Below are 13,919 nucleotides of genomic sequence, written 5' to 3'. Positions count from 1 at the left end.
GAGCGGCGGTTCGGTTGTGTCGGGTGTGAAGGCCGGCGTGAGGGCCGGGGTGCAGTCCGGCGTGCAGGAGATCCAGGAGCTCCGGGAGATGAGCGTGGCGGTCGCCTTCGCGGGCATGAAGAAGGCCGTGGACGTGGTGTTCAGAGCGGGCTGCCCCGACTGCCGGGCCCATGTCGAACTGGGTGCGAGCGCGCTGCGTCTGGCCATCGGTGCCACCAGCAGGACCACGTTCTACTCCTTCACCTGCCCCGAGTGCGGCATCGCGGTCCGCAAGCCGGCCGGCGAGCGGATCGTCGAGCTGTTGACCGGGGGCGGGGTGCGGACCCTGCGGCTGCATTCGCCGGGCTAGGCCTCGGCCTCGACGGAGCGGGCCGGCCGCGGACGGCGACGCCCGTACGCGCCCGCGAGCGGGATCTGGTGCGGGCAGCGGCGAGGCGGGCGCGTGTGCCGGACCCCGCGCCGCTGGCCCGATCCACCGGGCAGGCCCTAGGGTCGTCGCCATGTTCTGGGCGATGTTCGCGGTGGCTGTGGGTTTTGTGGGGCTGGTCGTGCTCGGGGTGCTCGCTGTGCGGGTCTTTCTGGAGGCTCAGCGGCTGGGTACGCAGGTCACGGAGTCGGCGCGGAGGATCAGCCGGGCGGCGGAGGACCTGGAGCGGGCGACGGCGAGCGCGGCCCGTTCCGCGGACGCTCTGTGAGTTCCGGTCGAGGCTCCTGTGTCTTGCCCGGTGAGTGCGTTTTGCGCCACTTCGCCCTGTCACCTTCTCACCTTGTGCAGGTACGCTGCGTGTCGCGGCACGGAGAACGAGGCCCGGGTCGCGAATCGGGAGTACGCACGGGGATTGCCTGACGTTTACCCCTGAGCGTTACGATCGCTGCCAGCACGACCGTTCGGACACCTGTCCGACCGGTCGGACGGCCCCCACCCGCCGCCTCGGTGAAGAAGGAAGACAGCTATGGGTAACCTCGGCCCCACCGAGATCATTCTGATCCTTGTCGTCATCGTCCTGCTGTTCGGGGCGAAGAAGCTGCCGGACATGGCGCGTTCGCTCGGCAAGTCCGCCCGCATCCTCAAGAGCGAGGCCAAGGCCATGAAGTCCGACGGCCACGACGACAACACCTCGGCGGCCGCGCCCCCGCACGCCGGCGGCGAGACCCCGGCGCAGCGCACCATCCAGGCCTCTCCCGGCGATGTGACCACCGCTCGCCCGGTCGCCGAGCCGACGGACACGACCAAGCGCTGACGCAAGGCCGGACAGGGTTTCCGGCCTGCCGCACGAGATGAGGACGTGGGTTGCTCAAGTCTGCCCGCAAGACGGAGAAGGACAAGGATCCCGAGGGGCGGATGCCCCTCGCGGAGCACCTGCGCGAGCTGCGAAATCGCCTTGTCAAGAGCCTGCTGGCCATCGTCGTCACGACGATCCTCGCGGTGATGTTCTACAAGGACATCATCCAGTTCTTCACGGATCCCATCCTGCAGGCGGTGGGATGCCAACACAGCTTCGCCGAGTTGGCGAAGGACACCGGCTCGGTCAAGTGCGCGCGCATCGTGCAGAACGGTCTGCTGAGCCCGTTCACGCTCGCCCTCACGGTCTCGCTGTCATCGGGCGTGGTACTCGCCGCCCCGGTCTGGCTGTACCAGCTCTGGGCGTTCATCGCCCCGGGTCTGCACCGCAACGAGAAGAAGTACAGCCTCGGCTTCGTGGCGGCGGGCTTCCCGCTGTTCCTCATGGGCTCGTACTTCGCCTACTGGTCGTTGCCCAAGATGGCCTCGGTCATGCTGCAGTTCTCGATCATCGGAAGCGACAACCAGCTGCCGCTCGATGATCTGCTGAACCTGATCATGCGGATGATCGTCGTCTTCGGCCTCTCCTTCGAGCTGCCGCTGCTGCTGGTGATGCTGAACTTCGGCGGGGTGCTCTCCGGCAAGAAGATGTTCGGCTGGTGGCGGGGCATGATCATCAGCATCACGCTCTTCGCGGCGATCGCCACCCCGAGCACCGACCCCATCTCGATGATGGCGCTGGCCGGCCCCATCTGGGTCCTGTACTTCTGTGCCTGTGCCGTCGCGCTGGCCAACGACAGGCGCCGGGCCCGCGTCGAGGCCTTGAAGCCCGACGACGACGAGGCCTCCGAGCTGGATCTCACCCCCGAGGACATCGGCGAGATCGAGTCCGTCTCGGCGAGCCGGGCACTGCCCTCGCAGGCCGAGCCCGAGCGGGAGCGGATCAACGGGTACGACGACGTCACCTAGAACGGGCCGGGGTTCCGCGGGCGGACGGGTGCTCTCCGCGTGAGGAGGCCTGATCGGTCTCCCGCCCACCTCGAACGCGACTGGGGGTCTACCGGTACAACCGGTAGACCCCCAGTCACTGTTCGGCGGTGAACGCCGGGGTTCCGCTAGATCTCGGGTGAGCCTTGCAGGGGGGTCGTGCCGCCACCCGTTCCGTCGTTGTTGATGTCCCAGTCGATGTCGCCGTCGGCGGTCCAACCACCCGTCGTGGTGCTGTGGAAGGTCGTGGTCGAGAAACCGCGGTTGCCCGACTGGGCGAAGTTGGTCGCCTCGGCCCAGTCGGCGCTACCGCTGCGCTGGGTGACGTCGTTGCGCTCCAGGCGCAGATTGACCTTGAGCTTGTCCATGCCGGTGCTGAGGCCCCCGCCACCGTCCGACCACCGGAACTTCACGGTGGCCTGGTAGTCGTTGCCCGATGTCCTCGACACGCACAGGTTGACGTACACGTCGAGGTCGGCGCCGATCGTGTCGTACGTCTTGTGCTGCTCACCCGTGCACTTGCTGGCCGCGGCGGCAGTGGCCGGGGACGGGACGGCGACGAGGCCGACCATGGCAAGTCCCAGGGCGGCACCGGTGGTCATGGCGCGCGTGTTGCGTCGTTTCATGTGAACTCCCCGTGGTGATAGGCGACATGCGGCCGGATGGTCATCGGCCGTCGCGGACTTCGGTGATCGTTGTTGCCGTGATGGGGCCTTGTCAAGGCAGTTGGGAAAGCGCTTACCCACGCCGGGGTGCGAGGGAGGGGCCGCGACGGGGCCGACGGGCAGGGAAGCTGGGACCCGACGGAGCCCCGGGCGCCGTGACCGGTGGCCCGCTGCCGCCGCTCCTGCGCCGTGGGTCCGAGGGGGCGCCGAGGCAGGGGTGTGAGCTGCGCTTATCCCAGGTTTAACAGGATCTGATCCGGATAATGATCGTCCTGTTGTCAGCGGGGCCCGGTACGCTCGAAAGCACGATGACAGAGGACCTCTCCCCGGCCGAGCGTTACGCGGCAGCACGTAGGCGCGCTGTCGAGCAGGCCACCGCGCTCGCCGGTTTCCGCGCGATGTACGACTTCGGTCTCGACCCCTTCCAGATCGAGGCCTGCCAGTCGCTGGAGTCGGGCAAGGGCGTCCTGGTGGCCGCCCCCACCGGCTCGGGCAAGACGATCGTCGGCGAGTTCGCCGTCCACCTCGCCCTGGAGCAGGGCAAGAAGTGCTTCTACACGACACCCATCAAGGCCCTGTCGAACCAGAAGTACTCCGACCTGTGCCGCCGCTACGGCGCCGACAAGGTCGGCCTGCTCACCGGCGACAACAGCGTCAACTCCGATGCCCCGGTGGTCGTGATGACCACCGAGGTGCTGCGGAACATGCTGTACGCGGGCTCCCAGACGCTCCTGGGCCTCGGGTACGTGGTCATGGACGAGGTGCACTACCTCTCCGACCGCTTCCGGGGCGCCGTCTGGGAAGAGGTGATCATCCACCTCCCCGAGTCGGTCACGCTCGTCTCCCTCTCGGCCACCGTGTCCAACGCGGAGGAGTTCGGCGACTGGCTGGACACCGTGCGCGGCGACACCGACGTGATCGTCTCCGAGCACCGGCCCGTGCCGCTGTTCCAGCACGTGCTCGCCGGACGGCGGATGTACGACCTGTTCGAGGAGGGCGAGGGCAACAAGAAGGCCGTCAACCCGGACTTGACCCGGATGGCGCGGATGGAGGCCAGCCGGCCCTCCTACCAGGACCGCCGACGCGGCCGGTCCATGCGCGAGGCGGACCGTGAGCGCGAGCGCAGACAGCGGTCGAGGATCTGGATCCCGAGCCGCCCCGAGGTCATCGAACGGCTCGACTCCGAAGGCCTGTTGCCCGCCATCACCTTCATCTTCAGCCGCGCCGCCTGCGAGGCCGCAGTCCAGCAGTGCCTGTACGCGGGCCTCAGGCTGAACGACGACGAGTCCCGGCTCAAGGTGCGCGCCCTGGTCGAGGAGCGCACCGCCTCCATCCCGAACGAGGACCTCCATGTCCTTGGCTACTACGAGTGGCTGGAGGGCCTGGAGCGCGGGATCGCGGCCCACCACGCGGGCATGCTGCCGACGTTCAAGGAGGTCGTCGAGGAACTCTTCGTACGCGGCCTCGTCAAGGCCGTGTTCGCCACCGAGACCCTCGCGCTCGGCATCAACATGCCCGCCCGCTCGGTGGTGCTGGAGAAGCTCGTCAAGTGGAACGGCGAGCAGCACGCCGACATCACCCCCGGCGAGTACACACAGCTGACGGGGCGCGCGGGCCGGCGCGGCATCGACGTCGAGGGCCACGCGGTGGTGCTGTGGCAGCGCGGGATGAACCCCGACCATCTGGCCGGGCTCGCGGGCACCCGTACCTATCCGCTGCGCTCCAGCTTCAAGCCGTCGTACAACATGGCGGTCAACCTGGTCGAGCAGTTCGGGCGGCACCGCTCGCGCGAGCTGCTGGAGACCTCGTTCGCGCAGTTCCAGGCAGACAAGTCGGTCGTCGGGATCTCCCGGCAGGTCCAGCGCAACGAGGAGGGCCTGGAGGGCTACCAGGAGTCCATGACCTGCCACCTCGGGGACTTCGAGGAGTACGCGCGCCTGCGGCGGGAGCTGAAGGACCGCGAGACCGATCTGGCGAAGCAGGGCGTGGCCCAGCGGCGGGCGGAGGCGGCGGTCGCGCTGGAGAAGCTGAAGCCGGGCGATGTCATCCATGTGCCGACCGGCAAGTACGCGGGTCTGGCGCTGGTGCTGGATCCCGGGCTGCCCGCCGGGCGGTCCAACGGCCACCGCGGGTTCGAGCAGCACGACGGTCCGCGCCCGCTGGTGCTGACCGCCGAGCGCCAGGTCAAGCGGCTGGCCTCGATGGACTTCCCGGTGCCCGTGGAGGCGCTGGAGCGGATGCGGATCCCGAAGTCCTTCAACCCGCGTTCACCGCAGTCGCGGCGGGACCTGGCGTCCGCGCTGCGCACCAAGGCCGGGCACCTCGTGCCCGACCGGCACCGCAAGCGGAGGGCCGCCGCGGCGGACGACCGTGAGATCGCCCGGCTGCGGGCGGAGCTGCGGGCCCATCCGTGCCACGGGTGCAGCGACCGTGAGGATCACGCGCGCTGGGCCGAGCGCTACCACCGGCTGAAGCGGGACACCGCGCAGCTGGAGCGACGTATCGAGGGCCGGACGAACACCATCGCGCGGACCTTCGACCGGATCGTCGCCCTGCTGACCGAGCTGGACTACCTGCGGGCCGACGAGGTCACCGAGCACGGGAAGCGGCTCGCGCGGCTCTACGGCGAGCTGGACCTGCTGGCGAGCGAATGTCTGCGGGCGGGCGTCTGGGAGGGGCTCGGGCCCGCCGAGCTCGCCGCGTGCGTCTCCGCGCTGGTGTACGAGGCACGGGCCGCGGACGACGCGATGGCGCCGAAGCTGCCGTCCGGGAACGCCAAGGCCGCGCTGGGGGAGATGGTGCGGATCTGGGGGCGGCTGGACGCGCTGGAGGAGGAGTTCCGGATCACGCAGAGCGAAGGGGTGGGGCAGCGCGAGCCCGACCTCGGCTTCGCCTGGGCCGCGTACATGTGGGCTTCGGGGTCGGGGCTCGACGAGGTGCTGCGGGAGGTGGAGATGCCGGCCGGTGACTTCGTGCGGTGGTGCAAGCAGGTGATCGACGTGCTGGGGCAGATCTCGGCGGCGGCGCCGCCCGGGTCGAGCGTGGGGAAGAACGCGCGGAAGGCTGTGGACGGGCTGCTGAGAGGGGTGGTGGCCTACTCCTCGGTGGGGTGAGGCCGCCCGCAGCCGGATACCGGGACGGGACCGCTAGGGCCGGTCGGCCCGGTGGTTCAGATAGGAGCGCCAGCCGCCGTACTCCGTGATGTCCTCGGCGTCCCGCAGCGCCGTCGGCTCGCAGAGGAAGCCCGGGGCCCGGGTGCCGTCGGACAGTTCGACGGTGCCCAGGGCCATCGGGCGGGGGAGTGCGGTCAGCAGGCGGCCCAGGCCCGCTGCCGGGAGGCGCCAGATCTCGGTCTCGACGGCGGCACCGCCCTCGCCCACATGGACCAGGCCCGGCTTCGGCGGGGTCGTGCGCAGGGCGTGCAGGCGGTAGACGGGGGCCGTGGTGGTCGTGCGCTCCAGCTGGGCGCCCAGGGACAGGAGCTGGGTGTTCAGGGGCTGGCCGGAGAGGTGGGCGCCCACGACCGCCAGCCGGGCCTCCGGCTGGAGGAGAGCGGCGACGCCGGCCAGGCGGGCGTCCGTGAAGGCGGGACCGATCAGCATGACGCCGAACGGGAGGCCGTTCACCTCGCCTGCGGGAACCGCGACGGCCGCCAGGTCGAACAGGTTCGTGGAGTTGGTGAAACGGCCGAGGCGGGCGTTCGCGCCCAGTGGGTCGGCGGCGACCTCGGCGAGCGTCGGGTGCCCCGGCGCCGTCGGCAGCAACAGGGCGTCCGCGTCGCCCAGTTCGGCCAGGGCGCGGGCACGCAGGGTGCTCAGCCGGTCCTGGTCGGCGAACAGCTGGTGGGCCGGGATGTCCCGGGCCCGGGTGATGATGCCGGCGACCGTGGGGTCGAGGGAGTCGACGCCGTCCGCGAGCGCCTTGTCGACGAAGCCGCCGACCGCCGTGTAGCGCTCGGCCACGAACGCGCCCTGGTAGAGCATGGCCGCGGCCTCGGTGAAGGGGGTGAGGTCGAGGGGGCGTACGTCCGCGCCCGCTGCCCTCAGGCGGGTCACCGCCGACTCGTACGCCTCCGCCCAGCCCTCGTCCAGTTCGCCGAGCTGCTCGCGTGGGGGTACGGCGACACGCCAGGGGCCCGGGGAGCGCTGGGCGAGCGGCGGGAGGACGCGGTCGGGCGGGGAGGCCATGTGGGCCAGGGCCTGTTCGGCCTCCGGGAGGGTGCGGGCGAACACCGTGACGCAGTCGATCGAGGCGCACGCCGGGACCACACCGGTGGTGGGGACCAGGCCCCGGGTGGGCTTCAGGCCGACGATGCCGTTGAAGGCGGCGGGCACCCTGCCGGAGCCGGCGGTGTCGGTGCCGAGCGCGAAGTCGACGATGCCCAGCGCCACCGCCACGGCCGAGCCGGAGCTGGAGCCGCCGCTGATGCGGGACGGGTCGTGGGCGTTCCGTACGGCGCCGTGCGGGGAGCGGGTGCCGACCAGGCCCGTGGCGAACTGGTCGAGGTTGGTGGTGCCGAGGACGAGGGCGCCGGCCGCGCGCAGGCGGGCGACCACGGGGGCGTCGGCGTCGGGGGTGTACGCGTACGCCGGGCAGCCCGCGGTGGTGGGGAGGCCGTGGACGTCGATGTTGCCCTTGACGGCGACGAGGCGGCCGGCGAGGGGGAGGGGGATGCCGGTGGCGAGGCGGGCGTCGAGGGTGCGGGCCTCGGCCTCGACCTCCGCCTGGGGGCGGAGGCCGATCCAGATCTCGGGGCGGTCCACGGCTTCGATGCGGGCGTAGGCCGTGCGGACTCTGGTGAGGGTGGGGGAGGTCGGCATCTGTGCTCCTCGGCGTGCTGTGATCGGCTGCGGGGCGGAGGGGGTGCGCGTGATTCTCTCGCCCCCGCCGCCCCTACCCGTCCCCTCCCCGAGGGGCTGTGCCCCTTCGGCCCCCTTGCGCCTGAGGGGGCCGGGGGTGCGGGATCGTCGGCCGGTGCGGGTGTGTGGGGCTTCTCGCGCAGTTCCTCGCGCCCCTAGAGGGGGCTCGGTGTCAGGATGAGCAAGGGGGTGCCCGCGTTCACCTGGGTGCCCGGGGTGGTCAGGATCTGGTCGATGACGCCGTCCGTGGGGGCGGGGACGCGGGACTCCATCTTCATCGCCTCCAGGGTCAGCAGGGGCTGGCCGGTGGTCACCCGGTCGCCCGGGCGCACGTTCACCTGCCAGACGGAGGCGGTGAACTCGGCCTCGATCAGCCGGCCGCCCTCGGGGACGTGGATCTGCGCCGGGGCGGCCGGGGGCGCGGGGGCCGCCTCCGCCCGGGTGAACTCGCCGGCCGCTTCCCAGGCCGCCCGCTCCGCCGCGAAGGCGGCCTGCTGTCCGGCCCTGAACTCGGCGATGGACTCGGCGTGTTCCGACAGGAACGTCTCGTACTCCGCCAGGGAGAACGTGCCGTCCTCCACGCGCGGGACGAAGCGGCCCGAGACGATGTCCGAGCGGAGGGAGAGCAGTTCGTCGGCCTCGACGGGGTACCACTTGATCCGGTCGAAGAAGCGCAGGAGCCACGGGGAGCCGGGTTCGAAGGCGCCGCGCTGCTGCCAGGGGGACCAGACCTGGGTGGTGCGGCCGACGAACTGGTAGCCGCCGGGCCCCTCCATGCCGTAGATGCAGAGATACGCGCCGCCGATGCCGACCGAGTTCTCCGCTGTCCAGGTGCGGGCCGGGTTGTACTTCGTCGTCACCAGGCGGTGGCGGGGGTCCAGCGGGGTCGCGACCGGGGCGCCCAGATAGACGTCGCCCAGGCCCAGGACCAGGTACTCCGCGGCGAAGACCGTGTCATAGACGTCGGCCGGTGAGTCCAGGCCGTTGACGCGGCGGATGAACTCGATGTTCCAGGGGCACCAGGGCGCGTCGTCGCGGACGCCCGCCATGTAACGGGCGATGGCCTCGCGGGTCGCGGGGTCGTCCCAGGAGAGGGGCAGGTGGATCGTGCGGGAGGGGACGACCAGTTCGTCCGTCGGGGGGAGGGACGCCACGATCCGGCGTACCGCCGCGAGGAGTTCGGGCTGGGGCAGGAGCCTCGGGTTCGTCTGGATCTGGAGGGAGCGGATGCCGGGGGTGAGGTCGGTGACGCCGTCGAGACCCGCTTCGGCGACCGCCTCCATCAGGGCGTGGACGCGCATCCGCAGGGCCAGGTCGAGCTGCATGGGGCCGAACTCGACGAGGAGGTTGTCGTCGCCGCTGCGGCGGTACGTGACATCGCCGTCGCGGGCCAGGACGCCGCCGTCGACGATCGCGGGGCGCGGCGAGGTGTCGTCGGCCACCGGGAGGAAGCGGACCGTGTCGCCCGGGCGCAGCTGCCCGAGTTTCCAGCGTTCGGTGGACAGGACGGTGGCCGGGCAGACGAAGCCGCCGAGGGAGGGGCCGTCGGGGCCCAGCAGGACCGGCATGTCGCCGGTGTAGTCGACCGCGCCGACCGAGTACGGGGTGTCGTGGATGTTGGAGGGGTGCAGGCCCGCCTCGCCGCCGTCGGTGCGGGCCCAGCGGGGCTTGGGGCCGACCAGGCGCACGCCGGTGCGGGCCGAGTTGAAGTGGACCTTCCAGTCGGCCGCGTAGAACTCGTGGATGTCCTCCTCGGTGAAGAACTCCGGTGCCGCGTGCGGGCCTTCGAGGGCGGCGACCTGCCAGGTCGTGGTGAAGGACGGGCGGGTGTCCGGCGGGACCGCGAGGCCCTCGTTCGTGACGTCCCCGCCGTGCAGTACGTCGCCGGTCCGCAGCTCCCGGCCGCCGTGGCCGCCGAAGCGGCCCAGGGTGAAGGTGGCCGCGCTGCCCAGGAAGGACGGCACGTCCAGGCCGCCGCCCGCGAAGAGGACGTAGGTGCGCAGTCCGTGTTCCGTGGGGGCGCCGACGGACAGGACGGCTCCGGCGGGCACGGTCACCGGCTCCCACTGGGCGACCGGTGCGCCGGCCACGGTCACCTGGGCGGGGGCGCCCGTCACACAGACCGTGGTGGGGTGGGTGAAGCGGAGGGCCGGCCCCTGGAGGGTGCATTCGAGGCCGGGGGCGCCCTCGGGGTTGCCGAGCGCCCGGTTGCCGAGGCGGAAGGACAGGTCGTCCATGGGGCCGCAGGGCGGGACGCCGACCTGCCAGTGGCCGGTGCGGCCCGGCCAGTCCTGGACGGTGGTGAGGGTGCCGCCGGAGACGACCTCGATGCGGGGGGTCGGGTCGGTCACGGTGGCGAGGGTGGCCGTGGAGTGGGTGGCGTGCCGGACGTCCGGGTCGTCGAGGGCGGCCCGGACCAGGCCCAGGTTCGTCTCGATGCCGTCGACCCGGGTCCCGGCCAGCGCCTCGTCCAGCCGGTGCAGGGCGTGGGCGCGGTCGGAGCCGTACGCGACGACCTTGGCGAGCAGCGGGTCGTACGCGGTCGTGACCTCGGTGCCGGTCTCGACCCAGCCGTCGACGCGGACGTCCTGCGGGAACTCGACCCGGGTCAGCAGGCCCGCGCTCGGCCGGTGTTCGCGCGAGGGGTCCTCCGCGTAGATCCGGGCCTCGACGGCGTGCCCGCGGGGTTGCCCCGGGGCCCGTACGACGGCGGAGTCGCCGCGGGCCAGGCGCAGCATCCACTCGACGAGGTCGACGCCGTAGATCTCCTCGGTGACCGGGTGTTCGACCTGGAGGCGGGCGTTGACCTCCAGGAAGTACGCCTCCTCGCGGGCGGCGTCGTAGACGAACTCGACGGTTCCGGCGGAGCGGTACTCCACGCTCGCGCACAGGTCGCGGGCGGCGGCGGCCAGCCGGGCGCGCACATGGTCGGGGAGGCCGGGGGCCGGGGCCTCCTCGACGACCTTCTGGTTGCGGCGCTGGAGGGAGCAGTCGCGGTCGCCGAACGTGACGACGAGGCCGTCGCCGTCGCCGAAGACCTGTACCTCGACGTGACGGGCCTGGTCGACGAGACGTTCGAGGTAGACGCCGGCGGAGGAGAAGGAGGCGGCGGCGACGCGCTGCACCCGCTCCCATGCCTCGGCCAGTTCGGCGGCGGACCGGCACGCCGACATGCCGATGCCGCCGCCTCCGCCGGTGGCCTTGAGCATCACCGGGTAGCCGATGGCCGAGGCCCGGTCGAGGGCCTCGGCGAGCGAGGGCAGCAGGTCGGTGCCGGGCAGGAGCGGGACGCCCGCTGCCTCGGCCGCCTGCCGTGCCGTGTGCTTCACGCCGAACAGTTCGAGTTGGTCGGGGGTCGGGCCGACGAACACGATGTCGGCGTCCTCGCAGCGGCGGGCGAAGGCCGCGTCCTCGGAGAGGAAACCGTAGCCGGGGTGGACGGCGCCCGCGCCCGTGTCCTTGGCGGCCTTCAGGATCAGGTCCGCGTCGAGGTACGACTCCTTCGCGGGTGCCGGGCCGAGCCGTACCGCCTCGTCGGCGAGCCGGACATGGGCGGCGGCGCGGTCGGCGTCGGAGTACACGGCGACCGTCCGCAGGCCCAGTGCGCGGGCGGTGCGGATGATCCGGACGGCGATCTCGCCCCGGTTGGCGACCAGCAGGGTGTCGAAGGTCATGTGCCGGCCTCGGTGATCGTCATCTGTACCGCCGTCGGGTCGAAGCCGTTGCAGGGGTTGTTGATCTGGGGGCAGTTGGAGACCAGCACGAGTACGTCGCACTCCGCGCGCAGGGTCAGGGCCAGACCGGGGGCGGAGATGCCGTCGACGATGCCGAGGGTGCCGTCCTGCTCGACCGGCACGTTCATGTACCAGTTGATGTTCGACACGAGGTCGCGCTTGCCGAGGCCGTGTTTCGCGCCCTCGGCGAGGAAGTTGTCGACGCAGGCGTGCTGGGACCAGGTGTGGTGCCCGTACCGCAGGGTGTTCGATTCCTTGGAGCAGGCACCGCCGACCGTGTCGTGGCGGCCCACGTCGTCGGCGGTCACGGTCATCAGCGGGGTGTGCTCGTTCGACATGAGCACGCTGCCGGTGGTGAGGAAGATGCCGCCCTGCGCGTGGATCGTGTCGGGCGCGCTGTAGCGCACGGCCGTGTCGTGGGCGTCGTACACGAGGAAGTCGACGGCCTGGTTGCCGTGCAGATCGGTGAGGGTGAGGGTCTGGCCGGCCCGTACGACGGAGGACCAGGCGGCCCTCGCCGGGACGACGGTCTTCACCGGAGCAGCGGTCCGTGCTGTGGCTGTGGCTGTGGCTGATGCCGTGGCCGTGGTCTGCGGTGACGCGGCGGTCTTCATGCGATTCCCCTCGCGGTGAGGAACTCGGCGGTGTTCAGGAAGGCGCGGCGGCCCTCGGGGGTGGCGTCCCACAGGGGGTCGCCGGGGCGGGTGGGCTCGGCGCGCCAGGCGAGCACCTCCAGCGGGGTGCTGACGTACGCGGGGCGCGGGTCGGCCGGGTGCGGGACGTTGGCGATCAGCACGGTCACGTCCTGCTCGGTGCGCAGGGTCACGGCGGCGCCGGGGCCGGCGGAGCCGGTGAAGTCGAGGGTGCCGTCCTCGCGTACCGCCACGCCCTGGAAGAAGGAGAGCGAGGGCGGCAGGTCCCGGGGTTCGAGACCGTTCTTGGCGGCGGCCAGCTTGAACAGTTCGCGTCCGGCGGGGGAGGGGGACTGCGGGGTGCCGTCCCCGTACCGCTCGGTGTTGCGTACGAGGGTGCTGGTGCCGCAGAGCGCGTCGTGGCGGCCCGAGGTGTCCGCGACGACCGAGGCGAGGACGCGGCCCTGGTCGGACAGGAGCAGGACGCCCTCGCCCAGGTAGGCGTTCCACTGGACCTTGACGGTGTCGGCGACGTTGAGCCGCTCCCAGGGGCGGTCGGCGTGGTGCAGGAGCAGATGTGCGCACGCGTCGCCGTGTACGTCGGTGAGGCGGATCTCGGTGCCCCGGGCGAGCACTCTGTGGGTGTAGTTGCCGCCCCCCACCGTCTCCGCCCACACCAGCCGTTCCGCCTCGACGGGCGGGGCCGGCCAGTGACCGGCGGGCACCACGGGCATCGCCTCGGCCCGGGCGCCCTCCTGCGCGCGGGCGTGGTCGCGTGCTCCGTACGTCGTCGATGTCGCCATCGTGGGACCTCCGGGTGCGGCGTGTATTTCTGTCGTGCGACAGAAATTAGGGGCCCGGCGGGTCGCGCCCATGTCCCGTGTGTTGCGGTGCGGTTACCGAGCCCTCACGAAGGTCTGCCTCGCCGGCGGGTCCGGGAACCGTGCGACCGGTCGTCGGGATCGCGCGGGTGCCGTGTGCGAGGATCGCACGCATGGGAAGCGCGGGCGGCACCGGTGGGCGGCGGGTCGGCAGGCCCCGGGCCGACGGGCGCCCGGCGAGCGGGCTGTCGCCCCGCGACGAACTGCTCGTGGCCGCCGCCGAGTTGTTCACGACACGGGGCTACGCGGCCACCACCACCCGGGCCGTCGCCGAGCGGGCCGGGATGCGGCAGGCGTCCATGTACCACTACGTCTCCGGCAAGGAGGAACTGCTCGCCGAGCTGCTGGAGTCCACCGTCACCCCGTCGCTCGCGTACGCCCGTCAACTCCTCGCCCGGGACGGCGACCGTGCCGAGGACCGGCTCCGGGAGCTGTGTCGGGCCGACGTCGCCCTCCTGTGCGGTGGCACGCACAACCTCGGCGGTCTGTACCTCCTGCCGGAGGTCCGCGCCGAGCGGTTCGCCGGGTTCCACGCCGTGCGTGCCGAACTCAAGGACGCCTACCGGCAGTTGATCGCGACGACGGCCGCGGGCGGATCGCTCGCCAAGAGTGAGCTGGATCTGCGTACGGATCTGGTCTTCGGGCTGATCGAGGGTGTCATCCTCGTCCATCGCTCCGATCCGGACCGCCCCGTCTCCGCCTTTGCCGAGGCAACGGCGGACGCCGCGCTGCGCATCGTCGGCGTCTGAGGGAGGGCGCCCCGGCGCGCTGCTCTCCGCCACCGATTCACCCTGTCAAGAGGCTCTTTTCGTACGCCCGTGCCTCGTCACGCCTTGTGTGCGAACGATGCCCCAGCGTGTAAATGACCAGAGCGTACTC

The 13,919-nt window shown here is 71.7% G+C and carries 11 protein-coding genes; 6 read left to right on the top strand and 5 right to left on the bottom strand.

Annotated features, from left to right (window positions below):
• Positions 1-88: 88 nt before the first annotated feature.
• The 4 genes from H4687_RS09715 (at position 89) to tatC (ending at position 2,251) form a co-directional block, all read left to right on the top strand.
• Entirely contained in the window at positions 89-349 is a 261-nt protein-coding gene (locus tag H4687_RS09715) for a hypothetical protein (RefSeq protein ID WP_037627854.1), read from the top strand.
• Positions 350-500: 151 nt separating this feature from the next.
• Entirely contained in the window at positions 501-695 is a 195-nt protein-coding gene (locus H4687_RS09710; RefSeq protein ID WP_046919485.1) for a hypothetical protein, read from the top strand.
• A 258-nt stretch (positions 696-953) separates the two neighbouring features.
• A complete protein-coding gene (gene tatA / locus H4687_RS09705) occupies positions 954-1,241 on the top strand; it encodes a Sec-independent protein translocase subunit TatA (protein WP_046919484.1) in 288 nt (95 codons plus the stop codon).
• Between the two features lie 50 nt (positions 1,242-1,291).
• Positions 1,292-2,251 carry a twin-arginine translocase subunit TatC gene (gene tatC, locus H4687_RS09700; RefSeq protein ID WP_046919483.1) on the top strand — a complete coding sequence of 320 codons (960 nt, stop codon included), beginning with the start codon at positions 1,292-1,294 and terminating at the stop codon, positions 2,249-2,251.
• A 146-nt stretch (positions 2,252-2,397) separates the two neighbouring features.
• On the opposite strand, the gene H4687_RS09695 is transcribed toward tatC, so the two are convergent.
• Positions 2,398-2,895, bottom strand: a complete 498-nt coding sequence (locus H4687_RS09695) for a hypothetical protein (protein WP_225966644.1) — start codon at positions 2,893-2,895, stop codon at positions 2,398-2,400.
• A gap of 302 nt (positions 2,896-3,197) precedes the next feature.
• Here H4687_RS09695 and H4687_RS09690 point away from each other — a divergent pair, with 302 nt between their 5' ends.
• Positions 3,198-6,047 (top strand): DEAD/DEAH box helicase, encoded by a 2,850-nt coding sequence (locus H4687_RS09690; protein WP_046919482.1) that lies wholly within the window; start codon positions 3,198-3,200, stop codon positions 6,045-6,047.
• A 33-nt stretch (positions 6,048-6,080) separates the two neighbouring features.
• Here the strand turns inward: H4687_RS09690 and atzF are convergent, their stop codons facing one another.
• From atzF to H4687_RS09670, 4 genes are all read right to left on the bottom strand, one after another.
• Positions 6,081-7,754 carry an allophanate hydrolase gene (atzF, locus tag H4687_RS09685; RefSeq protein ID WP_046919481.1) on the bottom strand — a complete coding sequence of 558 codons (1,674 nt, stop codon included), beginning with the start codon at positions 7,752-7,754 and terminating at the stop codon, positions 6,081-6,083.
• Between the two features lie 194 nt (positions 7,755-7,948).
• Positions 7,949-11,467 carry a 5-oxoprolinase/urea amidolyase family protein gene (locus H4687_RS09680; RefSeq protein WP_050398511.1) on the bottom strand — a complete coding sequence of 1,173 codons (3,519 nt, stop codon included), beginning with the start codon at positions 11,465-11,467 and terminating at the stop codon, positions 7,949-7,951.
• Positions 11,464-12,063, bottom strand: a complete 600-nt coding sequence (locus H4687_RS09675) for an urea amidolyase associated protein UAAP2 (protein ID WP_050398512.1) — start codon at positions 12,061-12,063, stop codon at positions 11,464-11,466. Before H4687_RS09675 ends, H4687_RS09680 begins: the two co-directional genes overlap by 4 nt.
• Positions 12,064-12,137: 74 nt before the next feature.
• On the bottom strand, positions 12,138-12,962 hold the full coding sequence (locus H4687_RS09670; protein ID WP_050398513.1) for an urea amidolyase associated protein UAAP1: 825 nt from the start codon (positions 12,960-12,962) through the stop codon (positions 12,138-12,140).
• Between the two features lie 191 nt (positions 12,963-13,153).
• On the opposite strand from H4687_RS09670, the gene H4687_RS09665 reads away from it, so the two are divergent.
• Positions 13,154-13,789 (top strand): TetR/AcrR family transcriptional regulator, encoded by a 636-nt coding sequence (locus H4687_RS09665; protein ID WP_046918181.1) that lies wholly within the window; start codon positions 13,154-13,156, stop codon positions 13,787-13,789.
• The last annotated feature ends 130 nt before the right edge of the window (positions 13,790-13,919 follow it).

The sequence above is a fragment of the Streptomyces stelliscabiei genome, from assembly GCF_014873495.1.
GTDB classification, from domain to species: Bacteria; Actinomycetota; Actinomycetes; order Streptomycetales; family Streptomycetaceae; genus Streptomyces; species Streptomyces bottropensis.
This window is presented reverse-complemented; position numbering and strand designations above follow the sequence as displayed.